Source organism: Pseudoalteromonas luteoviolacea, assembly GCF_000814765.1.
GTDB lineage: Bacteria > Pseudomonadota > Gammaproteobacteria > Enterobacterales > Alteromonadaceae > Pseudoalteromonas > Pseudoalteromonas luteoviolacea_H.
Map to the genome: position 1 here is coordinate 482,165 of NZ_JWIC01000007.1, position 26,219 is coordinate 508,383.

Consider the following 26,219-nt stretch of genomic DNA (forward strand, 5'->3'; position numbering starts at 1 on the left):
TGTGGAGGAGTAAAGAGCTCGGATCAGTTGGGTAAAAAATTTCCTTTATTAATTCTTTTGTATTAGCTTTACTTTTTGACCCTTTAGTTGGAAAAAGCCACCTACATTGTTGTAAGTGACTTTTTGTAAGTCGTGTCTTATTTCAGCGGTAAAGCAATAGAAATATCTAATCCGCCTAAATGACTGCGTTTGATGTCAATTGTGCCAGACATCAATTCTATTAAACTTTTACAAATGGATAGGCCAAGGCCAGACCCTCCTGTTGCTCGACTACGAGAACTTTCTACTCGATACAGGCGTTCGAAAAGTTTAGGCAATTCTTCGTCAGATACAGTCGGTGATGAATCTTCAATCCGTATATTTAAATGGCTTTTATCTTGATACATCTTAAAAACGACGCGTCCTGGGCTGTCTGTATACAAACACGTGTTTTTACATAAATTATTGACGACCCTATCTAGTTTGGGTTTATCAATATTAATGGTCGCGCCTTCTGGGATGCTGATCTCACTGCTAAATGATAGCGCGTGATTTTCCGTCATTCGCTTAATATCGTAGCTGTAATTTTGCGACAAGGTTTGCACACATTGAATTTGCTCATTGAGCGCTATGGCATTATTTTCTGCCTGGGATAACTGATAAACATCTGTGATGAGAGAGTTAAGCTGAGATATTTTCTCATTGATTTTACTATACGCTTTGTTGTTATCTTCAAAAAGCCCATGCTCTAGCGCTTCAATATGCAGTTTCAATACACTCAAAGGGGTGCGAAGCTCATGGGAAATATCGGCCAGCATTTTCTCTTTTTGTTTTAAGTTTTGCTGATATAACTTTGCTGATAAATTCGCTGTGCGATGTTTTATAAAGTATATGTAGGTGAGTAATGAGAAAATAAATAAAGCAGACATCCCGGCGATTAGCCAAGACTTTTGCATAAGCTTTGTATGTTTTAGCTCGCTTTGCGCCAGTGCTTTTTCTTTTTCTGAGACCTCAAGTTGCTGACGCTGAACTAGGCTACCAATACTATTGCGATAGGTCTCAGCTTTTTGATTATTGAACTTCTCGCTTGTTGCTTTGTGGGAACTCAGTGCTTGATATATGTGAGTATATGCCATTTCCATATCACCGGTTTGTTCAGCGAGCTCGGCAGCAACCTCATGATAATGAATGGCCAAAGGACTATGACTTTCAGCATTAACCAACCTCTCCAATTCAAGGACATAGCTTTGGGCGACTTGTGGCTGCTTTAAGTGCAGATATACTTGAGATACGCTGATATGTGCGTAAATAAGCTGAATTTGGCTTTGTGCTTTTTTGGCAAAGTCTAAACTTAAGTGTGCATTTATCAGTGCTGCATCGCCTTGATCAAGCTTCATATAACTACTTGCTAGCATATGGTATGCACGAGAAAGGCTTTCATTGGCGGTGGTTTGTTTTAAGTATTTAAGCGCTTCATATATGTTGTCGATAGCAACTTGGTGATTATCTTTCTTGTAGGAAACTTGAGAAAGGCGCAGAGCACTGTCTGCAATTGCCACGATATTGCCGTCTTTTTTATCTTCCCCGAGTGCCCAACGGAAAAATATTTCGGCTTGCTCATAATCATCGAGCCTGACAGAGATATCGCCTAAGTTATAGAAGTTACTGGCTTTAATACCGTGATCACTGCTGTCTTTCAAATAACTTTGTGCTTTGAGTTGAAATTGCATGGCTTGGGCAAGTTGATTCTTGTGGTCATACAATGTGCCCAAATTACTATAAGCCAGTCCAATGAGCGTTTTATCCTCTAACTCTTGAGCTGCTTTTAATGCCTTATAATAATGTTCTTCCGCCTCAATGAGTCGAGACATGCGGCGGTAATTGATCCCTTTTTCATTATTAATTGTGCGTATTAGCTGAGTATCTAAATAATGATTTTGCTCAATATGATTGAGTGTGGATAGCGCTTTTTCAAATAAACCTTGTTTGCGGTAAATTTCTGCTTGAATTAAGAGTACTTCTAATGCCTTCTTTTGAGGTAGGTTTTCTAATCGCCACGGCTCTATTAAGTCGAGCGCTATTTGATACTTTCCTTGCTTCTCAAGTTGCTTTAATTCCTCAATATCTATACTCGCACTAGCTGTTTTAGAAGATACTATGCAAGTCAAAAGCAAAGGCACAAATATTTTTTTCATATTTTTTCATTTTAAATCAAGACGCTCGCATCCTATGCAACAAATGTGTGACAAATATGGATCATGTAAAGGGGGTTTACAGCATAGGAGTAAGTAAAATCGAGCCCTGAAATATGCTCTGTTAGTAAAAATATGATTTATAGAGAAAAACACTTAGTAAAAAGTAGATCTGTTTGAGTATGGATGTTAGTAAAAAATTGATTTGAATTGAAAAAAAGGGGCGTGGTGCTTGCTACTATTGCTAACATTGCAGCAAATCCCTCATTTTTGTAGATTAAGCAGAGTGAAAAAGTGGAATTATTCACATTTAACGACATTGATGATGAAAAATGCATGGGGCTAGTATTTTTCTGATCCGTAGTGAGTAAAGTGGGTAAAAACTTGATCTTGATATCTTATACTGAGAGGTTTTACTAGTGGTAAAATCAAAAAGGGCCCTATGGGCCCAAGTTGGGATTGTGTTTGTTAAAATTGGTTCATGGTGTTAGCTGCACCCCCTGCTTTTAGGGCATTGTCACCACTAAAGTATTCTTTGTGCGTATCACCTATGTTGGAGCCAGCTAAGTCTTGGTGTTTGACTGATGCTTGCTCACGACGAATTTCTTGCCTTTGAACATCTCTTACGTATGCGAGCATGCCTAGTTCACCAAAGTACCCTTCAGCCAAGATATCGGTACTAAGGGCAACAGTGTGATATGTTGGCAGCGTGATTAGGTGGTGGAATATACCTGCTTGTTTTGCACCATCTAGTTGGAAACTTTTTACTTTTTCATCAGCCATTGTTGCTAATTCAGTTGAATCGAGTTCCGGTGCCATTAGCGCTTTTGGATCGGCTTTTGGGTCTGGGTAGGCGGAGAGATCTTTACCCTGTGCCTTGAGTGTTTCGTAAGCTTGCTCACGGAACTTCAAAGTCCAGTTGAATGAAGGCGAGTTATTATAAACCAGCTTCGCATTGGGCACTTGCTCTCTAATGCGGTTCACGAGCTCAGCAATTTGCTCAACGTTGGGCTTTTCGGTTTCAATCCAAAGTAGATCTGCACCAGCTTGCAAGCTTGTTACACAGTCCAATACTACTCTGTCTTTTTCAGTGCCAGCTTTAAATTGGTATAACCCATTGTCTAATCTGATCGGCTTTTGCAGCTGACCATTTAACTTGATGGCCATATCCCCATCTTGTAACTGACCCAAATCATCAATAAGTTGCGTGTCCAAAAATGCCGTATATTGGCTTGCAATATCACCCGGCTGCCTAGATACAGGAATCTTTTGCGTCAGACTTGCACCCAGTGAATCCGTTCTCGCGACAATGATACCATCTTCGATACCCAGTTCTAAAAAGGCATATCTGACGGCATTAATTTTTGCTAAAAAATCTTCATGGGGCACTGTGACTTTGCCTGCTTGGTGGCCGCATTGTTTGGCATCCGATACTTGGTTTTCGATTTGAATCGCGCAAGCACCCGCTTCTATCATTTGTTTTGCCAGTAAATACGTTGCTTCTTCATTGCCGAATCCAGCGTCGATATCAGCAATAATTGGCACAATATGTGTTTCAAAATTATCTATCTGAGATTGTATTAGTGCGGTGTCTTGTCCGTTTGACTGAGCACTATCAAGTGCCTTATACAAGTGGTCTAATTCTCGTGCATCAGCTTGTTTTAAAAAGGTATAAATTTCTTCGATTAGTTTAGGTACGGCTGTTTTTTCATGCATGCTTTGGTCCGGTAGTGGGCCAAATTCAGAGCGAAGCGCAGCTACCATCCATCCGCTTAGATAAACATAAGCTCCCTTTGTGGTTTTTTGATGCCTTTTGATTGCCATCATCATTTGCTGTGCTGTAAAACCGTGCCAGCACCCTAAAGATTGCGTATATTGCTCAGGATCAGCGTCATAACGTGCCATATCTTCACGCATAATTTTGGCGGTGTACTTGGCAATATCTAACCCCGTCTTAAAGCGATTTTGTAAGTGCATTCTGCTGGCATATTCAGGGTTAATAGACTGCCAATTATGATCTTTGGTTGTACACAGGGTAGTAAAGCGGTCAATTTGAGACTGATAGTTGCTCATGGTAAATATCCTTCGAACGAGTTGTACGCAAATTTAAAGTTGGTGCGCCAAAGCGTTTTTGTGAGAGTCGCTGCGGCTTAATTAAACACTAGAACGGCTTTTAAAATTTTTTAAATTTATAGTTGTTATTGTGGGTATATTTACTGTGAATGGGTAAAGGGGTTTGTTTTTGTACAAATTGCTTTATTTTTGAATAACCCGTTCAAAATAAATCGCACTAGGAACACTGCTATGAATGCCACTGTGACACATGCTGGGCTGAGCATTGATGCTGACTTTTATGACTTTGTGAACCAGGAGTTGTTGACTGGTTTGCCATTGAGCTCCGATGCTTTTTGGCAAGGTTTAGCAAACATTATTGCCATACTCTCACCAAAAAACCGTGCTTTGCTCGATAAGCGCGATGAGTTGCAAGCCCAAATTGACAGCTATCATGTACAAAACCCCAATTGGGATGCAAAAAAATATCGGACATTTTTAGAGTCTATCGGTTACCTGTTACCTCAGCCCCAAGATTTTGAAATAACGACTGAAGCGTCGGAACCAGAAATTGCTCATGTTGCAGCGCCGCAGCTGGTTGTGCCTGTGAATAATGCGCGTTTTGCGCTTAATGCTGCAAACGCTCGGTGGGGGTCTTTGTATGATGCGCTCTATGGTACTGATTTAATTAGCGAAGAGGATGGCGCTGAAAAAGGTAGCAAATACAATCCTGTGCGTGGTTTTAAGGTGATGGCTTATGGCAGACAATTGCTCGATAAAATATTGCCTTTAACTACCGGATCTCACATTGAAAGTACGCACTACGGTATCGTTAATGGCGGGTTGACAGTCACCTTGAATGATAGTCGCCAAGTGCAGCTTGCAAGCTCGTCTCAGTTAGTGGGCTATCAGGGACCACAGCATAATCCTACGGTGATCTTATTTAAGCACCACGGTCTACATTTTGAGATCTGTATTGACCATGAGGATCCGATCGGAAAAGTGGATAAAGCTGGGATCAAAGATATCACTTTAGAATCGGCGCTGACCACAATCATGGACTGCGAAGACTCTGTGGCAGCGGTAGATGCTGAAGATAAAGTTTGGGTTTATCGAAACTGGCTTGGTTTGAATAAAGGCTCTCTTGAAGAGCAATTTCATAAAGGTGGTCAGCAAGTAACGCGATGTTTAAATAGCGATAGAGAGTATATTTCACTGTCCGGTGAACCCATCATTTTGAGTGGACGGGCGATGATGTTTGTCCGAAATGTAGGTCACTTGATGACGACGCCTACTGTTCTAGATACTCAAGGTCGTGAAGTGTTTGAAGGTATTTTAGATGCTGTTGTCACATCGACAGCTGCGCTTCATGATTTATATGCAAAGAGTCCATTTAAAAATAGCAAAACGGCCAGCATCAATATAGTGAAGCCTAAAATGCATGGTCCTGAAGAGGTCGGGTTTACTGCCGAATTATTTGACCTAGTTGAACGTATGCTTGAGTTACCTCAAAACAGTATTAAATTGGGGATTATGGACGAAGAGCGGCGCACTTCAGTTAATTTAAAAGCGTGTATTGAGGCTGCTAAGTCTCGTGCTGTATTTATTAATACAGGATTTTTAGATAGAACAGGCGATGAAATTCACACGTCCATGTTAGCTGGCGCAGTTAAACCAAAAGAAGAGATCAAGGTGCAGCCTTGGATCTCTGCCTATGAACGTCAGAACGTTGAAGTGGGTCTGGCATGTGGGTTCAAAGGTCGTGCTCAGATAGGTAAAGGCATGTGGCCTAAACCAGATGAAATGGCACAGATGATGCTCACAAAAGGCGCGCAACTAGAAGCCGGCGCAAATACCGCTTGGGTTCCCTCTCCTACTGCGGCTACACTTCATGCAATTCATTACCATGAGATAGATGTTCATGCTCGACAAAGTTCTTTACTACATCATCAAAGTCATTGTTTAGATGATTTATTGACACCTCCGTTATTGCTAGACCATACGATTCTGTCAGCTTCTGATATACAGTCTGAATTGGATAATAATATTCAGGGGATATTAGGTTATGTCGTACGCTGGGTTGATCAAGGTATTGGTTGCTCGAAAGTGCCTGATATTTCGCATGTTGGGCTGATGGAGGATAGAGCAACATTACGAATTTCAAGTCAGCATATTGCGAATTGGCTTGAACATCAAATTTGCACTCCAGCACAAGTCAAGGCAACGTTTGCCAAAATGGCGAGTGTGGTTGATAGTCAAAATAGTGATGACCCAAATTATACGACATTGTGTAAAGATGGTCATCCCAACCCTGATAGTCTTGCATACCAAGCGGCTATGGCGCTTGTTTTTGAAGGCAAACAGCAGCCTAATGGCTATACAGAGCCCCTACTACATTATTATCGCAGGCTGAAAAAGCAGGACAATTAATCTGTAACACAAAAAGCGCTCTGAGATTTAATGTTCAAGGCGCTTTTTGTAAAGCCCCTTTCCAATTACCTATCTTATTTTTATGATTCGTTTTTAGATACAAATTGATACAGTTTGTTATAATCTCACACGCTATTTTTTTCATTAATTCAATACATTAGTTAGCTAATAATAAAGATAAGAAACAGCTATGTACTCTAAAAGAAAGTGGATGCCTATATGTTTGGCTGCTTTAATTTTTCATTTTCCAACCGTTTACGCAGAAGAAGAGGCCAGCTTTTGGGAAGGGTTTTCAAATAAACGCGAAGCAGGCGGGTTTTTGTCGTTAGGTTTTGGTGCTTCATATGGCGGAGGATTACTGACAAATATTGCTACTCGGCCAATTTTAAATATCAACGGTAATTATTACTTTGAAAATGGACTTTTTGTTGAAGTGCCTGGGAGTGACAGTAAATTTGAGCCGCAATGGGCGATGGGCTACAACCTTTATAATTCTAGCGAGTGGGAGTTTGATGTCATTTTCTCGGCTGCGCATGCACACATTTCTTACTATGGATATGTATCAAATGCATATGATGAGCGGGATTTGACTGGGTATGTGGGGCTTCGTGTCACTGGTGCCATAGGCAGCTATCAAATTCAAACCATCCTTGCGCCAAAAGCGGACAACAGTGAATATGACGGAGGGGCTTACGCCTCTTTTTGGGTTGCGAAATCATGGCAACACAAAAATTGGCACTTTTATAGTTCGGTCGGCTTTCAATATCGTAACAGCGCTATGCTTAATTATTACTATGGTGTGCCTTACAAATCAGCAAGAGTAGATCCTTATCAAGCCACTGGTGGGGTGAACACTAAATTAAAGTTAGGCTTTACGACGCCAGTTGGCAAGCACTGGGTGGTTGATGGCGCTATTGGACTGACTGATTACGCTACCAGTATTGACGATAGTCCTTATTCGTTAGATGCACTTAATACCTTCTCCAATCGTAGCAGGCTTGGTCGCCATATCAGTGTCACCATGAGCTACGTGTTTTAGGGGGCGAAATGAAAAAATATATTGCACTTTTTTTCTTTACGCCAGCCCTAGCATTTGCAGCCTCCAACGAGCCAAAATTTACCATTAAGCCTGAGCAATGCGTTGCATTGGAGCAGGGACAAGAATGCTATGTTGATGTTTCTGTGAGCTGGCAAACGAACAGTGTCGGTAACTATTGCTTATTTGCCAACGAGCAGCAGTTGCATTGTTGGCAAAACGTTGCACATGGAAAATGGCAAAGCGAAATTATGATGACGGATAATTTAGCCGTTAGCCTAAAAAGCGGTAGTGAAAAAATTATCTTTAATAAAACAATAGAATACGCTTGGATTTATAAAAAAAGAAAAAGCAAAGCGGTACGATGGAGAATGTTTTAAGGATGTGTAGATGAGCCAGTGCAAGGTTGCTTTAGTAGAAGATGATATCGAGTTGGCCCAGTGGATAGCGGATTATCTCAGAGCAAAACAGTACCATGTTGATGTTTATCACGATGGGTTAGTTGGCTTTGAAGCGATTCAAAAGACCAAGCCCGATCTCATTATTTTAGATGGTATGCTACCCAGTATGGACGGCTTAGATGTGTGCAAAGCGCTGAGGCAATTAACGCAAACGCCGATTTTAATGTTGACGGCCAGAGATGAAGAAATTGACGAAATCTTAGGCTTAGAAATGGGTGCTGACGACTATTTAACAAAGCCGGTAAGAGGCCGATTATTAGAAGCCCGAATGCGGACCTTACTGAGGCGTGCCACAGTGACTAAAGTAGTGAATGATGAAAAATTAGTGTTCGGTACCCTTGAAGTCGATGTGGGTAATCGACAAGTGCTACTCGGAGGTCAAAATATTCAAGTATCAAGCAATGAGTTTGATGTATTATGGGTGCTCGCCAAGCATGCTGGGAGCGTAGTAACACGTCAGGATTTAGTGCAAGAGCTGCGAGGTTTTGAGTATGATGGCTTTGATCGTACCATAGATTTACGCGTATCCCGGCTACGGAAAAAACTCGGCGATAAAGAAGCGCCTTACAAAATAGCCACTGTGTGGGGCAAGGGCTATCAGCTGTCTAAGGATACTTGGTAATGGATCTATCTAGAAGGCAGTCTATTTAAATGTGGCGGTTTGTCATTGCGCTTGTGAGTGTGCTGATCATCGCAAGCATAGCCCTGGGTCAGATATTTGATGTCCTCTATTCCTCGGAGGAGTCTGCACAATCCGATGTATCAGAGCAACTTGCTTTGGCATTGCCATTATTAAAGATGATGGCATCTCAAGAAAGTCATCTCGTTTTTGATAAACCACTTCAGCAGAGAACGCTAGGTGATCGCAATGTATCTGTGCGCCTTCACTCTATGGACGAGTACCCTTTACCGATTCAATTGCAGCAGCAGCTTCAAAAACAAGAGCCTGTATACCTTGAGACGCAGGATAACGTGAAAGTTCACCTGTTGACCAGAGATCAGAATATTTTGGTTTATCAGTACAATAAGCTGGCCGAACAAGATGATTACCGCCTTTCTTTAACGCTTATTTTTTATTTTCTTCTCGTCATCATTTTAGTGCTTTTCTTAACCCCTTTTGTTCGTCGGCTAATGCAGTTAAGCGATACAGCCGCCAAATTTGGTGATGGCCAATTAGATGTCAGGTTAAAGGTGGGCACGCTTTGGTATATTCGAGATATTGAGCTGTCATTTAATCAGATGGCAAACAAGATTAACCTGCTGATGGATGATATTAAATTACTTGCGGGCGGGTTATCCCATGAGCTAAGGACGCCATTGGCCCGAATACGCATGGGCCTAGATACCATTGTTGAAACACAAGATGAAGTGCTTAGAGCTAAATACGAAGCGCGCGTAAACCAGCAATTAGATGATATGGAAGGCTTACTGATCCATATGTTGGATTTTGCTAGATTGCAGCATAGTTTAGATGAGGCTACGCCTCAGCCGCTAGATCTGGTCACGGCCCTCCCTAATTTGGTCGCTCTCTCTTTTGATGGTGCCGTTGAGCTCAATATCACACCGCAACAAGCGTTAATTCATGCTGATCAACGTTATTTTACTATGGCTATCTCTAATATCATTGATAATGCGCTGAAGTATGGACATAGCCGTTGTGTGGTGACGGTAACGCAAGAGAAAAATGAGTATGTGGTTGCAATCCGTGATGATGGAAACGGCATTGATGCGAGCAAAGCCGCTGAAGTATTTAAGCCGTTTGTCAGGCTTAATCGCCAGCACTGTACTGGATTTGGTATTGGGTTAGCGTTCAGTGCGAAAATTATTGCGCGCTATCGAGGGGAAATCTTTGCGGGTGTTTGCGCTGAATTAGGAGGAGCCTGCATAACCGTAAAATTCCCCGCTTTGTAAATGTGCTTATATTGGTGAATAATTATGCTGCCGATTTCATTGCACTTGTCCGCATTGGAGCTTTGGTAGATCTATAACTTCGTTGTTTTGTACACAAAACAGTACCTAATAGGCTGATGTAGGTACCTTTAAAAGGGAATATTTTATCTGTAACATAAGTTTAATAATTTATAATTCCTGCTTGTACAACGAATTAGGATTTTTGCTCTAATTAATAATTGACCAATTTGGAACCTTCCTATACATTTCTCCTGAAATTTACACACACTGTAGTTACTGGCAAACTAGGTGAAAGCCTAGGACGCAAAGCTTCCGGTCTAAATGCGCTGTATATTCATGCAATGCACACGATAGCGGGGTTGCTTCATAGTTAGGGATACTGTGAATATTCACGAGGGATGTGACTGCCAGATCTACTCAATACCACTACTAAACGTAGTTATTTGAGGATAGATATGAAAACATTTTCTAATAAACCAATGCTAGTAGCACTATGCGCTGCTACAGGTTGGCTTCCAATGCAAGGCTATGCAAACGATTTCTGGCATAGCTACCTAGAGTCTAGATCATCACAATCAGATCTAAGAGATCCAAACACGCAAATAGCAGATGATCAGATCATCTCTAACTTTTCATACGCGGGTTACCAGTTCTCAAACCAAGCGATCCCGAGTGTTAATGAACTGGGCTACCGTATTTTTGATGTAACTGGCTACGGCGCAGATATCGCTCCTGGCCGTTCTGACAAGCAGGCGGTACGTGATGCCATTGCGGCAGCTGAAAAGCACATCGATGAGGGGGGTAAAGGCGCAGTTATTTACTTCCCGAACGGTACGTATGACTTGAACACTTTGTCTGATGTTGCAGACATAGATAAGTCCGATACTGTTGAAGGTCGTAAAAGCCGTGAAAGCGCAACTATTAAGATATCACGTGGCAACATGATATTGCGTGGTGAGAGCCAACTCAGTATTTTAAAAATGGATCAACACTTAGATTTGATTTATCCAAATAAAATGTGGACAAGTCCTTATCTATTTGAAATTGGTTATAACTATGCTAACCGCGACCCTAAAGTGAAAAGTGTGCGCGAGTCGGTAACCTCTCCTAGCAAAGAGCGTTTTATTACTGATATTACTTCTAGCCACCCAAGGCAATCTACACGCTCAGTGCAAGTTCGTGATACATCTCTACTTAAAGTCGGTCAGTGGGTGCAACTGTCTCGTTTTGACCCTCGCCCAGAGACGATTGCCAAAGCATTATCACCTTATAAGTTAGATGGTAAGTGGGGCATGATCAAAAAAGGGGTTCGTTCACAAGAATTTCATCAAATTACTGCCATTGAAGGTAATGAAGTGACATTCGCCGCGGTTATTCATCATGATGTTGAAAACGATGGCTACTGGGGCTTGAAACAAGCACGTCTGGTACAAAATATCGGTGTTGAAAACCTGACGATTCAAGGTAATTGGCAGGAAGCATTTAAACACCATAAAAGCGGTGTGCATGATGGTGGGTGGAGCGCTATTCGTTTCTCTCGCGTTGCGCATGCATGGCTTAAAAACGTGGAGTTTATCGACTTAAACCAAGGTGTTTCTGTGGTAAACAGTGCTGCGATGACCCTAAAAGACTTAGCGTTTACGGGTAATCCTGGTCATATCAGCTTAGACATTAATGCATCGACCCATGTTTTGGCACAAAACATTGATGATCAAGCTGAGCACTGGCATGCGGCGGGCTTTTCTCATAAAGCTGCGGGTAACGTAATTTCTGGCTCAACGCACTCGCCTGATCGCTTCCATAACTTGCATGCCAATATGCCTTACAGCAATTTAATTGAAAATAGTACTGGCGGTTGGAATTATGGCTTTATGGGCGGCTCTGTCGGTGCACAGCCTAATCACCTTAAGCATTTGGTATTTTGGAACATCACAAACACAGCACAAAACGAGTCAATTGATAAGTGGGCGTTTATGCGCCATGACAGCAAGTATGGCCGTGTGATCATGCCGTATGTTGTTGGCTTAAAAGGCGCTGGATTTAATGGCTTCGAGAGTCAGCAAAGATACGACACAAGTTTGGCTGATAAGCCACAGGCACATGTGCAAAGTCACACTGATATCGAAAGTTTATACGCACAACAGTTACAGCAACGCCGCTGTGCAAAAAAAGTGACTGGCGACAATTTAATTGGTGCTTGGTCACTGAAAGGCAGTGTGTGTGACCTGTCTGGTCAAGGGCTAGACGGCAAAGTGTATGGTGAATACCAAGGTACGTTTAACGGGGTTGATCAGCGTATTGAGCTCGGCGATATCGACCAATTCAGCAAGATCGAACTTGAGTTTAAATACGAAAATTTCAGCACAACTAAAACGGGTTTCATGTTATCGAAAGGCAATTACGGTACACAAAACGCGTATTACATCCAAGTAAATAAAGAAGGCGTGATCAGTGCGCGTATTAATGGCAAAGGCGTTAATGCAGGTAATTTCGCTGACGGTCAATGGCACAAGCTTGAAATGCAGTTAGAGGGTAGAGTTTTATCACTGAGCATTGATGGTCAGTCAATGGGTAGCAAGAGCATTGTGTTACCAACACAAAATGACGTGCCACTCAGCATAGGCTCCACACCAAAGAACACATACCCGTTCAAAGGTGAAGTAAGAAATGTTCGCGTATATCGCTAATTTTTACAAGGTGCCTACCAAGCTGGATACAAGTAGTTGGCACCTTATTTCAAGACTTATTTGGCCATAATAGAAGGCCGATAAAACAGTAGTAAGGTATTTAACATGACAACATTACCTCCATATAAAAAGTATGCAATCGTAGCTTTGGCATTGGTTTTTGGCTGGTTTTCTAGTTTTATGATCAATGGTATCGAAGTGAATGAAACGTCTATGTATTGTTTAAAGCTTAAAGATAAAGCAAACATGGATCTATGCAGTAAAGAGATATTGTAAAGTATGTTTTGAAGCTCGGTACATACATAGTGTGCCGAGCGTTATAACCACATTGTGCCTGTATATAAATGCTTAGGCTTACTGCTTTAAATTTCTCAATTTTATTCATCCCTACTCTGCTTCATTTACATCCTTTTTAAAAGAGGTAGCCAGTTTCACTCCCCTATTTTATTGCTTAAATAGTCTACACACTGTTACAAATTTCGTTTATAGAGTCTGCTATATTAATTGTTCAATTAATATGTGTGAGAGTGTTTTGAAAAACTATAAACAGAGCCTAATGTTAGTGACTGCGCTGGGGTTGAGTGGTTGTGTCTTTGCACCAAAAAAAACGACTTATTTAGATGAACATTGCGATATTGTGCGAGAAAAAACGGATATTGATGTTATCGTTTTTGCTGATGAAGCATCTAATGTGACGCCATCTTATCCAAGTGATATCTATATTCCTGCATTGGTGGCCGCAACGTCTGCTGCCTTTTCAACGGTCACTTATGTATATAACAATATACAGGACTCAATAGAGTATAAAGAGCAGTGTGGTAACAGAGCACACTCAGAGCAGGGCGGCAAAAGTACGGTGGAATTAGCAAAGCCATGTGCAAGTAATGAACTGTGCGGAATAGAAAGAAAGCGATAAGTGATTTTTTGTAAAGGGGGTTTACGAGAGCAGAAAAAGCCGCATATAGCGACTTTATCCAGGGGTAATCAAATAGGTTGCTTGCTAAGATTAACTTTCGTTTTCTAGTAGCTTACCTTTGCCGATTTCAATTTTTCTCGGTTTCAATGCTTCGGGCACTTCTCTTTCTAATTTGACTACCAGCAATCCGTTTTCTAGTTCTGCGCCAATTACTCTGACATGATCACCAAGTTGGAAGCTTTGTTCAAAATTACGTTCAGCGATGCCTTGGTGGATAAATTTACGCTCTGCACTCTCTTCTTTATTGGCTTTTTGACCTGTTATTCTGAGTGTATTGTTCTCAGACTCTATGTGAAGTTCATCTTCGCTGAATCCGGCCACAGCCATGGTGATTTGGTACTTGTCTTGGTCAAGCGCTTCGATGTTGTATGGTGGATAACTTGCCTGCTTGCCGTTATGGGCAGCACGGTCCATAAGTGATGCTAAATGATCGAAACCAATGAAAGAACGGTAAAGTGGAGTTAGATCTACGTTGCGCATAATAATATCCTCTTAATAAGCGATAATGTTTGTTTACCCTTCTTTTGAACTGATAAACAAACTAAAAAATAACATTTGTTTTGGTTGGGACCCTGTCGGCGTCCTCACAATACTATCTATGGACGGGGCAAATAGTTTTCAAGTAAAAAATTAAAATAAATTTTAAAAAGCCCATTTATCGGGCTTTTCAGAAGAGTTCTAGCAGAGTTTGGATTTACCTGAATACACAGTAAAGCGCTTTCCAATATGTACTTGGTCATTTTTAAAACCGACAAAAGGCACGTGATGCCAATTGGCTTGTAATTGTTCTTCGTTGATTTCCAATGTCACGAACCCGCGGTTTGCGAGATCTACATATCGAATATGTGGGTTTTCGGGCATTAAGATTTTGCCAACGTCTCCAACTAGTTGCTGTAAACCTGGCACAGGAATCGAGGGGGAGGTCACCGATGAAGTCACGATTTCCACAGCAACAGCACCATCGTGGGTAAAGCGGTTATATTTGCGCCAGTCGTAAGGATCTTTACAGATATTGGCTGCCCATGATGAATGCACATCTCCGGTCAATATAACGGCGTTATTGATGTGATTGTGCTCAATAAAGTCTAATAGTCGATTTCTGGCTGCCGGATATCCATCCCAAGAGTCTGTATTAATAGGTTTACCAAGCATCTGAATCTGCATCATTTGCACTTGCTGGCCAATCAACTGCCATGTCACGCCATTGTGTTTGGCATCCAGTAAATTGTCCTGTAGCCACTGTTCTTGCTCATAGCCGAGTAGCGTACGCTGTTCATCGAGGCGTGCAGGGTCTTTGACATCGACTTGTTGATCTCGACCAATAAAGCGGGTGTCTAACATATTAAGTTCAGCGAGATTACCAAATCGAAAACGACGGTATGCTTTTTCTCTGGTTGCGTGTTGAGGTTCTCGTATTGGCATCCACTCATAGTAAGCTTGAATGGCGGCATTACTGCGTGCTTGCCATGTGCCCTCTCCATCATTATGGTTTTTTGCACCTTCTCGCCATGCGTCATTAGTAAACTCATGGTCATCCCAAATACAGATCATCGGGTGGGTTTGATGCAATTTTTGCAGATCAGTATCCGTTTTATAACAAGCATGCCTTTGGCGGTAGTCGGATAATGTGACCATTTCATGGTTTGGGGTTACTGTGCGATTCCATAAAAATGGATTTCTGTAGATGTCTTTGTTGCCATATTCATATAAATAATCACCGAGATGCAGTACCGCATCTAAATCTGTTATTTCAGCGATGCGTGCATACACATTAAAGTAGCCGTAACTGAAGTGAGAGCAGGATGCCATGGCCAATTTAACATTTCTGACATCATATTCTGGCAGGGTTTTGGTTTTTCCGGTTGGTGAGATAATTGGCTCATCGAGCTCATCGATAATAAAACGATATACATATCGGGTATTTTCTTGCAGGCCTTTGGCATCTACTTTTACAGTGAAGTCTTGTGTTTGGCTCGTTATTACGTGACCACTAGAAATGATGTTAGAAAAACTGCTATCTGCCGCAACTTGCCAAATTACTTTGACTGTCAATGTGTCGATATCAACGCGCTCTTTTACTTCTTTTGGAATGGTTACCCTAGTCCACAATATCACGCTATCTGATAAGGGATCACCACTGGCTACACCATGGCTGAAAGGGTTTTCAGAGAAGGTGCAGCCTGATAGTGAGAGACTCAGGGGTAAGCTTGAGATGATCATGCTGCTTTTAACAAATTGGCGACGGGAAATGTTCATAAGTATTTACTCTAATTTTGGTGTTTTTTGTCTATTTAACTCCGTAATCGTTAAACTTTTATTTCTGAACTGTAAATTTGTAGGAAAGTTAAATTTATAAGTGTGATTATTTAAATAGTGTGAATGTCGACCTTGTATTAACCAGTAGGACGATGAGTATGATTTAAATCGCAAAAATGATAATATTATGTCATTAAAAATAAGGTGTTATATAAAAATTGATACTTTTATACGGGTTAACTTTCGCTAAATGGTATCGTCTTTAAGCGATAATGTTATCTACCGCTTATTGTGTATTTTGTAATTTTACTGGGTTAAATATTAATTTATTGTATTTCTCTTGAGGAAACATATTGTTTAACCAGTGAGTTACACTAAACTTGTTGCACATGCAGTATGTAGATAGCGCTATTGTGACTTTTAAAACTAAATAGGTTCGGGAATACCGTACGTTTGAGATAAATATTATGAAAAAAAATCTGCGACTCACTTTATCCACATTGTCTGTTTTGATGGTAACAAATACGGTTATTGCGAGTGATTGGTCTTCAACTATTACCGGTGCTTCGGATTATACATTTAATGGTATTAGCCAAACTGAGAATGACTTTGCTCTGCAAGCTAGCCTTGATTACAGCAACTCTGAAACAAACTGGTATGCAGGCTCTTGGGCCTCAAATGTTGATTTTGATGATGGCACAGATGTGGAAGTGGATATTTACTTTGGCAAAACGTGGTCATTAACCGATGCGATTAGTTTAGATGTTGGTATGGCATATTACAGCTATTATGGTGGAGATGATTCGAGTGATATTAACTATCCAGAAGCGTACACCAAGTTTGGCTTTGATAATGCATTAGGGACGACAGAGTTTAACTTCTGGTATAGCTGGGATTATGCGGGTCAAGATGAGGAGCATGTAATCACGACCCTCTCTCATACTTTTGAAGTGGCCGAAAATCATGATATTGCTGTCAGTTATACCGTGTCTAATTATGTGGGTGGAGATCAGACTTGGGATGGTACTGACAGTTCTTATCACCACTATGAAATAGCTTACTCCACCAGCTTGTCAGGCTTTGACTTATCGATTGCCGCTGAAGATACTTCCATCGATTCGGATACATCGGACGAACGAATTGCGTTTTCAGTATCACGTACTTTTGACTTCTAATATCTAGACACTAAAAAGCCGGACTGTGTCCGGCTTTTTTAGAGTAAGCTTGTCGATTATTTCTTCACGATAGCGTTGTGGTAAACGTTTTGTACGTCATCACAGTCTTCAAGCATACCCATGAACTTTTCGAAGTTTGCAATGTCATCTTCGTTTTCGATTTCTACGTGAGTTTGTGGGATCCACGTGATTTCGTCTACTTCGAATGTAATGCCTTCAAATGCTTCAGTTAATGCCGTTTTTGCTTTGAAGTACTCAGTGTTAGGCGCAAATACAGATACTTTACCGTCTTCTACTTCAACATCAGTCACGTCAACGTCAGCCATCATTAATGCTTCTAGTACGGCTTCGTCATCATCACCAGCAAAACCTAAAATTGCAAAGTGATCAAACATGTGAGCAACACAGCCTGGGCTACCGATTTTTGAATCGGTTTTAGTAAACGGAAGACGCACATCTTTGATTGTACGATTTGGGTTATCTGTTAAGCAGTCAACGATAACCATGCAGTTACCGGGACCATAACCTTCATAACGTGCTGGAGAGTAATCTTCACCAGCACCACCAGCCGCTTTTTCGATTGCTTTGTCGATTACATGTGCTGGAACCTGATCTTTTTTAGCTTTTTCGATCAAACGACGAAGAGATAGGTTTGTTTCAGGATCTGCGCCGCCATTCTTTGCAACTACATAGATCTCTTTACCGTATTTGGAGTTTACCTTAGTTTTTGCCGCTGCCGTTTTTGCCATGGCGTTTTTGCGGACTTCAAATGCTCTACCCATCTTAGTTCTCGTTATTTGAAATTCAATTGCACAAGATTCTAACAAGACTCGACGCGTTGGGCTATACCCTATTGGGCATGAGCCCTGCGATAAGCGGGTTTATTACTATAAAATGAATTCGTCAGGCCAGTTGGTGCTGAAATTTTAGGTTGTTTTGTTCTATCAGCGGTAAAAACGCTTCCCAGTGGCGAAATATGATGTCTGCTTTTTGAGCATACTCAGGGGTTATTTCTGGTGAATATAAACACGATATCATGTTTGCATTATTCGCCGCTTCGATATCATACAGATAGTCCCCAACATATACGCAAGCACTATTGGGCAAGCCCCATTGTTTTGCGACGAGGTTAAGTGCTGCAGGATTGGGTTTAGCGGGGGCATCATCACGCGTGAGGATCAGCTCTATGGGTAGATTGCAGCGCTCAAGCTTGATTTGCGCCGCTTTTGCAAAATTACGGGTCACAATGGCCATTGGAAAGCCTTTGTTAGACAGCTCATATATGGCTTGCTTTACGCCAGGTAAAAACTCAGCTTGGTGTGCGTCTTGCATTTCATGTTGGTGAATAAGCGACATGGCTTCTTCACGCATGTATGGAGATGGTAGCGCATTGATGAATTCAAGCAGATCTTCCTCTCGTGGACAGCCAAGCTGCGCTTTCATCATTGCGAAATCAAGATTGGAGGTCACTAATGTGCCATCCAAGTCGAAAATAATTCCTTTAATCATGCGTTTCTTACCTCGTATTCCATAGCAAGACACTCTGCTTGCCTTTAACCATAGAGTACGTCAATTAAGGTTGCAAAGATCACAGTAAAAAATAATCAAATGAGGTAACAGGACTTACCTGAGCGTCATAAAAAGCGCAAAAATTACGCGCCTGAAATATTGAAGCAAAGATGCTTGCGTTGCGTGTTTATCACGAACGCGTTTATATCATCATTGGCGTGCTTTCATCGCAAGTGTGTATCAATAAAGTTTTGAGATATGTGGTGAGTCATCAGTCTACGTATTTACTACTGACAGATGTTTTCTAATTTATCTTAAAATTCATATCATTGGCTGTTAAAGTAATAAATAAACACCACAGAATAACGACAAATAAAGGTGTCTCCCAATGGCTTATTTAATTACTACTGTCATTTTAATTGCATGCTGCACTGTATTTTTCATACCGTCTTTAAGGCGGTTTACTAAAGATAATGAATTGGCAAGTAACTTTGCGTTGACGATGGTTGCAACGCTTATTGGTGTTCTATTGGCAATAGCCATCAGTAATTACGATGAAGATGAAAAAGAGCGCCGAGACTTAATAAAATTACTTTATGCGGCCAAAGCGGTGGCGACAGAAAGCTTGGAATATAGTCAAGCTGTCATGGCATTTTATGAGAGTAATGAAGCGAGTGAACCAACTAAGCGCTCGAAGCAACAATTTTTTAAAGATAACCCCCTGCCCTACCCCGAGTATCTCGATGCACTCATGTCTCAGCAATTGTTCATCAAAAACTTATCTCAAGAGTCACTGACAGAATTAAGTGAATCACTTATTTTAATGAAACGCGCAAATACGCTTAGGCCTGACCTTTTTTTGTCGAATTTAAGTTTTGTGTTGTATGTCTTAGAGCAAGAGCACCGTTATCAAAAGGGTGAGATTTCATTACATGAATTGGAAAGGACTTTAAGGATACGAGAGGCTCAACTTGAAAAAGAAGGAAATTAAATTGATGTTTAACAAGCCACGTGATGCCAAAGCATATATAGCAAAGACGATTATTTTTAGTGCAATGGCGGTTTCTAGTTTTAGCTTTGCAAAGGACAGCACACAGAGTTTATCCACCCAGCAAGTGAATGAAGACATTACAGAGTTTGTTGCACTTTTAAACCAAAGGTACGCCTACCTTGACGAAAAAAACGTGGATCAAACGTCATTTGAAGCGTGTTTGCAAAAAGAAGTAGATCAAATCAAAACAGTCAATGCCTTATCAGGGCATTTGAACCGCTGCTTTGAGTTTTTTTATGACCAACACAGCGAAATTCGGCCACGTCCTAGAGACTATTATTTGCCTATGCCGACCGCTTTAACCATGTGGGCTGAAGTTGGCAATGATACCGCGACCATTATTTCTATCCCGCATAATGGGTATGCACAAAAAATTGGTTTTAGAGCGGGTATGAAGATTGAACAGATAAACCATAAACCTGTTTTTGAAGCAATAAAGGCGGCCAATATTTCAGGACAAAAAAGTGCACAGACTTGGGTGCTTAATCGATTATTGACCGGTACTCGTCATGAGCAAATTGCACTGACTGTAAGCTGGCAAGGACAATCACAGACGCTCACGATCGATACCCGACAAGTCGTTGCCGACATCTTAAAAGATAAACCAATCTTGACCAGCCAATGGTTAGGTGACATTGCGTATATTCGGCCTGAGAACAGCCTAGGTAATAATGCGTTGATCTCCGCGTTTGACCAAGCGCTGTTTGAATACAAGGACGCGTCTGCTTTAATTTTGGATTTACGCAACACCCCAAGTGGTGGTAACAGCGATGTGGCGCGTGGCATTATGAGCCGCTTTATCTCTGAGCGTTTTCCATACCAAGAACATGAGCTGGTGGCGGTAGAGCGTGAGTTTGGAGTGAAAAGGCGCTGGCAAGAGTTTGTGTATCCAAGAGGGGAAAATACCTTTACCAAACCGTTGGTGGTGCTCAGCAACCGCTGGACAGGAAGCATGGGTGAAGGCATAACGATCGGTTTGCATGGTATGAAGCGCGCAACTGTCATCGGTACACCCATGGCTCAGTTATTAGGTGCGATTTCTGGACATACACTGAGACACTCCCAGTTGAGTGCAGTGATCCCTGTTGAAAAGTTATTTCATGTCAATGGCACGCCAAGAGAGGCATTTTTACCTGATATTGAGATTGATCACACTAATAATGTGGACAATGAAGATCTTGCTTTGAAAGCTGGGCTACGTCATCTGTCAAAATTGGCGCGCAAAGTAAATTAACAGAGTGATTTGATCTCTCTATTGACCAAAACAACCAGAGCACTGGCAAGGTGCCTTAAGATCAATTATGTATTATCACAGCTTGGTTAAATGCCAAGCTGCGACTTATTTAGTGCATTAGGTGGTGTGGCTATCCTGCATTGAGCCTTAACATGCTTCGCGATTGTGGGGCTGGTAATAGCTCTTGGTTAGATTGGGACTGAGTTTTAAAGCTGGCGACTTGTTGCAGCAGATGCTGTGCTTGCTGCTTCATTACTTGACTGGCATGGCTCGATTGTTCAACTAAGTGCATGTTATTTTGCGTTTCATTGTCCATTTGAGCAATGGTTGAAGACACTGCTGCGACACCTTCGGATTGTTCTTGGCTGGCGGAAGTGATTTCTGTGATCATCACATTCACCTCTTTTACCACGTGAATGAGCTGATTAAAGGTATCACCCGATGCAGAGACAAGCTCGCTTCCTTTAGAAACGGCCTGAGAGCTGTCTTGAATCAACCCTTTTATTTCTTTTGCCGCAGAGGCACTGCGCTGCGCTAGGTTTCTAACTTCACTGGCTACAACTGCAAACCCTCTGCCAGCTTCTCCAGCTCTTGCCGCTTCTACAGAGGCATTGAGTGCCAATAAGTTGGTCTGAAAAGCAATTTCATCAATCACACCAATGATGTCTGAAATTCGATTGCTGCATGTCTCTATTTCATTCATAGCTGCAACCGCATTCGCGACCGTCTCGCCCCCTTGTTGTGCTTTTTTCATAACCTCATCTGCATGATCGGAGACATCTTTAGCACTTTTTGCATTTTGTTGCACCGTGACCGTTAACTCTTCCATGGTCGCTGCTGTTTCCTCAATGCTCGCCCCTTGATTTTCGGTGCGTTTATTGAGCTCCTCGTTACCATTGGCGATGCTTTGCGCTCCTTGGTAGACATGGCTAGAAGCGTCAGTGATCTCTTTGACCATACGACTTAGGTTATCCATGAGGCTATTCATGGCATCTTTTAAGATATTAAATTCTGCGCCTAAGTCTTCATCAATCGTATGAGTGAGTTCTCCGTCTGAGAGCGCCATAATAGCGCGTTTGATGCTTGAAATAGCATGCTTTCTTGCGGTGATATCGGAGGCATACTTGACGACTTTAAATGGATTGCCTTCGGCGTCAAAAATGGGGTTGTAGGAAGCTTGGATCCAAATTTCCTTGCCATTTTTGGCTATGCGTTTGTATTCTCCGCTGTCGAACTGACCCTGCCTTAGCTGCTGCCAAAACTGTTGATAAGCATGACTATTAGCGTAATCAGCTTCAGCGAACATTTTGTGGTGCTTGCCTTTTATTTCCGACAACGTATAACCGGTTGTCGTTAAAAAGTTCTCGTTGGCGTCGATGATAGTGCCATCAAGATTGAACTCTATGACTGCTTGGGACTTATGGATAGCGGCGAGCTGGCCGGCAAAGTCAGCACTCTGTATTTTTTGAACGGTAATATCTGTGGCAAATTTAACCACCTTGAAAGGCCTACCATTGGCATCAAATATCGGGTTATAGGTGGCTTGGATCCAAATCTTTTTGCCGTTTTTACCAAGTCTTTGATACTCTCCAGAATCAAACTGCCCCTGATTCAATTGCTGCCAAAATTGATGGTAGGACTGGCTTTTGGCATAGTCTTGCTCTGCAAACATACTGTGATGGCGTCCTTTTATTTCATCCAGCGTATATCCCATTGCTTTTAGAAAGTTGTCATTGGCAGTAATAATGGTGCCGTCCATATTAAATTCGATTACCGCTTGTGATTTTCCGATGGCCTGCAATTGCCCTTCGTAATTCGCTGCTTGGCGTTTTTGTTCTGTGATGTCGGCTGCATACTTGACGACTTTAAACGGTTTACCATTGAGATCTAATATAGGGTTGTAAGAAGCTTGGATCCAAATTTCTTTACCGTTTTTCCCTTTGCGTGCATATTCTCCAGCAGAGTAGTGACCCGCGTTTAAATCAGCCCAAAATGCCGCATATTCGGCGCTGGCTGCATACTCAGCATCTGCAAACATGCTGTGGTGCTGGCCTTTAATTTCATCTAGGGTATAACCCATGGCGGACAAAAAGTTGTCGTTGGCATTTATGATGGTGCCATCCATATTAAACTCTATCACTGCTTGAGATTTACTGATTGCTTCAAGCTGACCCTGATAGTCTGCCGCTTGCAGTTTAGCTTGGGTGATTTCGCTGGCATATTTAACGACTTTATACGGTACACCGTCGGCATTAAAAATAGGGTTGTATGATGCGTGGATCCATATTTCTTTCCCGCCTTTTGCCAGTCTTTTATACTCGCCTGTACTAAACTGTCCCTGATTGAGTTGTTGCCAGAACACTTTATATTCTTCGCTTTGTGCATAGGCAGGTTCAGCAAACATGCTGTGATGCTGACCAATGATGTCGTCAAGTGAATATCCCATTGCTTGTAGGAAGTTCTCGTTGGCATGAAGGATGGTGCCATCCATATTAAACTCTATCACTGCTTGCGATTTATTTATGGCGTTGATTTGCCCGAGGTGATCAAACAAAGCATGTTTATATTCGGTGATATTTGTCAGCATTAGCGTGTAATGATGGGTGCGTGAAGGCTGATCAAAACTGGTGTGTATATTGGCTCTGAACCAGCTGATAGTGCCGTGTTCATATTGTACCTGTAACTCAACCGGATTATGGTTGTCGAGCTTGAGTTGAGTTTTAATGACGCGGCTGTAATGTTGCATTTTCAAGTCAGCATTCGGGCAGCCTATTTCCCTTAAAAAGTGTGGGCTTACTTGTGTGATTATCCCTTCATCATTCAGTTCTAAGATAGATTGGTTTTCAAAAAAGACGTTAAGTTTGGCTTCGAGGGTGTGTAGTTTCTGACGATCTGTCCTTGATGAAAATATCATAGGGCACCTAATTAATGAATGTTGTTATTAGTCAGAAATATAGTAGAAATTTATCTGCGTGCCACTTGTAAGCTGATTGATAAGCTTTGCGGTTCTTTTGGAGCTTATATGCGTCATGTGCATGGGTCTGTGAAACGTAGACAAAGAAAAAAAGCGCACCAATGGTGCGCTAAAAGTCTTTTAAGACAGGGAAATCAACATGTTAAATAACTACAATTAACGTCTCTACAAACTGCAGGTGTATATGTGTTTACTCAACGAAGTAAAGTCTATCTAAAACCTGTGTTGCAATCCCGACGCAGTGTGCAAATCCTTGTGAGCGCTTGTTACGCTTTGTAACTTTCTTTTCAAATACTGCCTTTGTGAATACAAAACTAGCTCTACACTGAATATAGCGGCTTTGACTTCATAGTTTTTTATTCGTACAGTCATGTTCTTATTTAAGAAACATCGAACGGATTTGCTTACAAGGAGGCATGTAGAGTAATGACTTTACCTAGTATCCAATTAATGTCACTGGGGCTGCACCATAGCACCGAACTATATAATGCAGTAGAGCACAACCGGATAAGCTTAGAACGCAATTTGCCTTGGGTGAAGCAAGTAACCTGTGATGACAGTGCACAGCAATATATTGATGAGCGCGTGAATAGTGGCGAGCCAAGCTCAAAATGGGTAGCCATTTATGTGAGCGGTTGCTTCAGTGGTGTCTTTGGTGTGAAGTACGTAGATCCGGTAACAAGCCAGTGTGAGCTCGGGTACTGGCTATGTGAGAAGGCGCGAGGACAAAAGGTCATTCCGCGCGTTTTAAATGAACTGATCCCTTGGATAAAATCTCAAGGTGCTAAAACACTTGAGTTTCATTGCTTAGAAGACAACATAGCCAGCATTCGAAACGCTGAAAAAGTGGGCGCGATATTGCAAAGCACTGCGCCAACCACGTTAGATATTTCGGATACAACCAGAAAAATGTGCGTTTACGCCCTTCAACTTTAATATAGCTGGTGTCGTTTTTGCAGGACTCCATAGAACAATCAACAGCATTGGCTTAAAAGGCAAGTGCTCTTTGGTGCTCTCTATCGTCCAGACGTTAAACTTCCTCTAATGGCTCGTATTGATATGCGTTATGCAACAGCGCGTTCAGTGTATCTGAGTCAGTAAAGACAGTACTGTCAATGCCCTTTACACTTACCCCGGGCGTCCATGAATTCATCACCGCCGCGCCGCTGAGTATTGCAAGGTCGGTCAGCTTAAGTTCTACTGTGCGCTGTGGTATCTGAAGTTTGGTGAGTTGTCGTTGCAACATGCTCATCATGGTCCCTTGAAGCATTGGGGCTTTTGGCCAAATAATGGCATGTCCGTCCCAAAAGGCGAGATTCCAAATCGTCCCCTCACTTATTCTTGTTTGCTCATCAACAAATACCGCGTCATCAAACCCTTTTTCAATGGCCCTATGTAAATAAAAGGTTTTACCAATTTCTCCTACATGCTTTATGTCAGGCATAGGTCGCTGGTGTTTAATTGCGGTGAGGTGTAACGGTCCTACGGGGCCGTTTGAAGGCGCACTGGTGCGCACGAGTACTTGTGGAAGCGTGTCCATACTTTGGGCGGTAAATTCACCGTGAGAAGAGTACAGCGTGATAGTCAGTGAGCAATCTAATGGACTTTCTCTAATTGCGTCTCTGATGTATGTGCGTATCTGCTGATCTGAGAGCGCGTTATTAAATAACTTTTGCGACGCTTTACGTAGACGCGTTAAGTGTAAGTCTATTCCTCTCACTTTTCCTTCCCTGACTTGCATCGCACTGAAGTGCGCAAAGCCAGAAAATGCTAAAGGGTTTAGTGCTGAGTTGGGTTGATACTCACCATTGATAAAGGTATTTGCTGAAAATTCATTATTAGTCATTGTGTTACTTCCATTGAGTCCATATTTAGAAGCCAATACGATAAACCCTGACAGTGCTGTGAAGGTCAAGGAGTAAAGGTGAGAATAGGTGAACTATCTGAACAAACCGGTGTGAGCGTGCGCATGCTTCGGTATTACGAAGAGCAAGGGCTTTTAACACCACGTCGTACCGCAGCGGGTTATCGTGACTATGACCAGCGTGAGGTGCTGGCATTAAAGCGCATTAAGTTGCTCAGTTCAGCAGGTATGACACTGAGTACCATATTACAATTTTTACCTTGTATTAGAGGCGAGCGGCCCATTTTTGAGCCATGTGACGAGTTAAGAGTGCGATTACACAGCCAGCTAAGAGAGGTTGATGAAAAAGCGGCTCGTTTGGCAAAAAATCGAGCCGTGTTAAGTGGGTTTATACAAGAAATTGAAGCAGCTGATAAAGTATAAGTTGGGTTT

At 41.8% G+C, this 26,219-nt stretch carries 21 protein-coding genes and 1 riboswitch; of the genes, 13 read left to right on the forward strand and 8 right to left on the reverse strand.

Going from position 1 to position 26,219, the window contains the following annotated elements:
* Window positions 1-137: 137 nt before the first annotated feature.
* Window positions 138-2,174 (reverse strand): ATP-binding protein, encoded by a 2,037-nt coding sequence (locus JF50_RS16445; RefSeq protein ID WP_052262370.1) that lies wholly within the window; start codon window positions 2,172-2,174, stop codon window positions 138-140.
* A gap of 465 nt (window positions 2,175-2,639) precedes the next feature.
* Complete coding sequence (locus tag JF50_RS16450) at window positions 2,640-4,244, reverse strand: isocitrate lyase (RefSeq protein WP_039610499.1); 1,605 nt, start codon at window positions 4,242-4,244, stop codon at window positions 2,640-2,642.
* A 231-nt stretch (window positions 4,245-4,475) separates the two neighbouring features.
* On the opposite strand from JF50_RS16450, the gene JF50_RS16455 reads away from it, so the two are divergent.
* The 8 genes from JF50_RS16455 to JF50_RS16485 all read left to right on the forward strand — a co-directional run bounded on the left by JF50_RS16455 (window position 4,476) and on the right by JF50_RS16485 (window position 13,664).
* On the forward strand, window positions 4,476-6,653 hold the full coding sequence (locus JF50_RS16455) for a malate synthase G (RefSeq protein ID WP_039610500.1): 2,178 nt from the start codon (window positions 4,476-4,478) through the stop codon (window positions 6,651-6,653).
* A gap of 190 nt (window positions 6,654-6,843) precedes the next feature.
* On the forward strand, window positions 6,844-7,692 hold the full coding sequence (locus JF50_RS16460) for a MipA/OmpV family protein (RefSeq protein WP_080760266.1): 849 nt from the start codon (window positions 6,844-6,846) through the stop codon (window positions 7,690-7,692).
* Between the two features lie 8 nt (window positions 7,693-7,700).
* A complete protein-coding gene (locus JF50_RS16465; RefSeq protein ID WP_052262372.1) occupies window positions 7,701-8,069 on the forward strand; it encodes a DUF3019 domain-containing protein in 369 nt (122 codons plus the stop codon).
* A gap of 10 nt (window positions 8,070-8,079) precedes the next feature.
* Window positions 8,080-8,772 (forward strand): response regulator transcription factor, encoded by a 693-nt coding sequence (locus JF50_RS16470; RefSeq protein WP_039610501.1) that lies wholly within the window; start codon window positions 8,080-8,082, stop codon window positions 8,770-8,772.
* Window positions 8,773-8,801: 29 nt separating this feature from the next.
* A complete protein-coding gene (locus JF50_RS16475; RefSeq protein ID WP_039610502.1) occupies window positions 8,802-10,061 on the forward strand; it encodes an ATP-binding protein in 1,260 nt (419 codons plus the stop codon).
* A 268-nt stretch (window positions 10,062-10,329) separates the two neighbouring features.
* Window positions 10,330-10,428, forward strand: a riboswitch (cyclic di-GMP riboswitch).
* 88 nt (window positions 10,429-10,516) lie between these two features.
* Window positions 10,517-12,748, forward strand: coding sequence for a DUF4955 domain-containing protein (locus tag JF50_RS16480; RefSeq protein ID WP_039610503.1), 2,232 nt, complete (start codon window positions 10,517-10,519; stop codon window positions 12,746-12,748).
* 105 nt (window positions 12,749-12,853) lie between these two features.
* A complete protein-coding gene (locus JF50_RS27225; RefSeq protein ID WP_160290492.1) occupies window positions 12,854-13,024 on the forward strand; it encodes a hypothetical protein in 171 nt (56 codons plus the stop codon).
* A gap of 256 nt (window positions 13,025-13,280) precedes the next feature.
* Window positions 13,281-13,664: a hypothetical protein gene (locus JF50_RS16485; RefSeq protein WP_152614568.1), complete on the forward strand. Its 384-nt coding sequence runs from the start codon at window positions 13,281-13,283 to the stop codon at window positions 13,662-13,664.
* 90 nt (window positions 13,665-13,754) lie between these two features.
* Here the strand turns inward: JF50_RS16485 and JF50_RS16490 are convergent, their stop codons facing one another.
* Both JF50_RS16490 and JF50_RS16495 read right to left on the reverse strand, forming a co-directional pair.
* Window positions 13,755-14,204: an Hsp20 family protein gene (locus tag JF50_RS16490; protein WP_039610505.1), complete on the reverse strand. Its 450-nt coding sequence runs from the start codon at window positions 14,202-14,204 to the stop codon at window positions 13,755-13,757.
* A gap of 198 nt (window positions 14,205-14,402) precedes the next feature.
* Entirely contained in the window at window positions 14,403-15,980 is a 1,578-nt protein-coding gene (locus JF50_RS16495) for an alkaline phosphatase D family protein (RefSeq protein ID WP_039610506.1), read from the reverse strand.
* A gap of 467 nt (window positions 15,981-16,447) precedes the next feature.
* Here JF50_RS16495 and JF50_RS16500 point away from each other — a divergent pair, with 467 nt between their 5' ends.
* Window positions 16,448-17,155, forward strand: coding sequence for a TorF family putative porin (locus tag JF50_RS16500; RefSeq protein ID WP_039610507.1), 708 nt, complete (start codon window positions 16,448-16,450; stop codon window positions 17,153-17,155).
* Window positions 17,156-17,211: 56 nt separating this feature from the next.
* Here the strand turns inward: JF50_RS16500 and JF50_RS16505 are convergent, their stop codons facing one another.
* Window positions 17,212-17,937, reverse strand: coding sequence for a YebC/PmpR family DNA-binding transcriptional regulator (locus JF50_RS16505; protein WP_039610508.1), 726 nt, complete (start codon window positions 17,935-17,937; stop codon window positions 17,212-17,214).
* Between the two features lie 121 nt (window positions 17,938-18,058).
* On the reverse strand, window positions 18,059-18,664 hold the full coding sequence (locus tag JF50_RS16510; RefSeq protein WP_039610509.1) for an HAD family hydrolase: 606 nt from the start codon (window positions 18,662-18,664) through the stop codon (window positions 18,059-18,061).
* A gap of 388 nt (window positions 18,665-19,052) precedes the next feature.
* Here JF50_RS16510 and JF50_RS16515 point away from each other — a divergent pair, with 388 nt between their 5' ends.
* Together JF50_RS16515 and JF50_RS26230 are read left to right on the forward strand one after the other, a co-directional pair.
* The gene (locus JF50_RS16515) at window positions 19,053-19,655 is read left to right on the forward strand and encodes a hypothetical protein (protein WP_039610510.1); all 603 of its coding nucleotides are present in this window, start codon (window positions 19,053-19,055) and stop codon (window positions 19,653-19,655) included.
* A 4-nt stretch (window positions 19,656-19,659) separates the two neighbouring features.
* Window positions 19,660-20,949, forward strand: a complete 1,290-nt coding sequence (locus JF50_RS26230) for a S41 family peptidase (RefSeq protein WP_052262373.1) — start codon at window positions 19,660-19,662, stop codon at window positions 20,947-20,949.
* A gap of 130 nt (window positions 20,950-21,079) precedes the next feature.
* Here the strand turns inward: JF50_RS26230 and JF50_RS16525 are convergent, their stop codons facing one another.
* Window positions 21,080-23,863, reverse strand: coding sequence for a methyl-accepting chemotaxis protein (locus tag JF50_RS16525; protein ID WP_052262374.1), 2,784 nt, complete (start codon window positions 23,861-23,863; stop codon window positions 21,080-21,082).
* 486 nt (window positions 23,864-24,349) lie between these two features.
* On the opposite strand from JF50_RS16525, the gene JF50_RS16530 reads away from it, so the two are divergent.
* Window positions 24,350-24,859, forward strand: a complete 510-nt coding sequence (locus JF50_RS16530) for a GNAT family N-acetyltransferase (protein WP_039610511.1) — start codon at window positions 24,350-24,352, stop codon at window positions 24,857-24,859.
* Window positions 24,860-24,953: 94 nt separating this feature from the next.
* On the opposite strand, the gene JF50_RS16535 is transcribed toward JF50_RS16530, so the two are convergent.
* A complete protein-coding gene (locus tag JF50_RS16535) occupies window positions 24,954-25,769 on the reverse strand; it encodes an aminotransferase class IV family protein (RefSeq protein WP_039610512.1) in 816 nt (271 codons plus the stop codon).
* 78 nt (window positions 25,770-25,847) lie between these two features.
* On the opposite strand from JF50_RS16535, the gene JF50_RS16540 reads away from it, so the two are divergent.
* Window positions 25,848-26,210: a MerR family transcriptional regulator gene (locus tag JF50_RS16540; RefSeq protein ID WP_039610513.1), complete on the forward strand. Its 363-nt coding sequence runs from the start codon at window positions 25,848-25,850 to the stop codon at window positions 26,208-26,210.
* The last annotated feature ends 9 nt before the right edge of the window (window positions 26,211-26,219 follow it).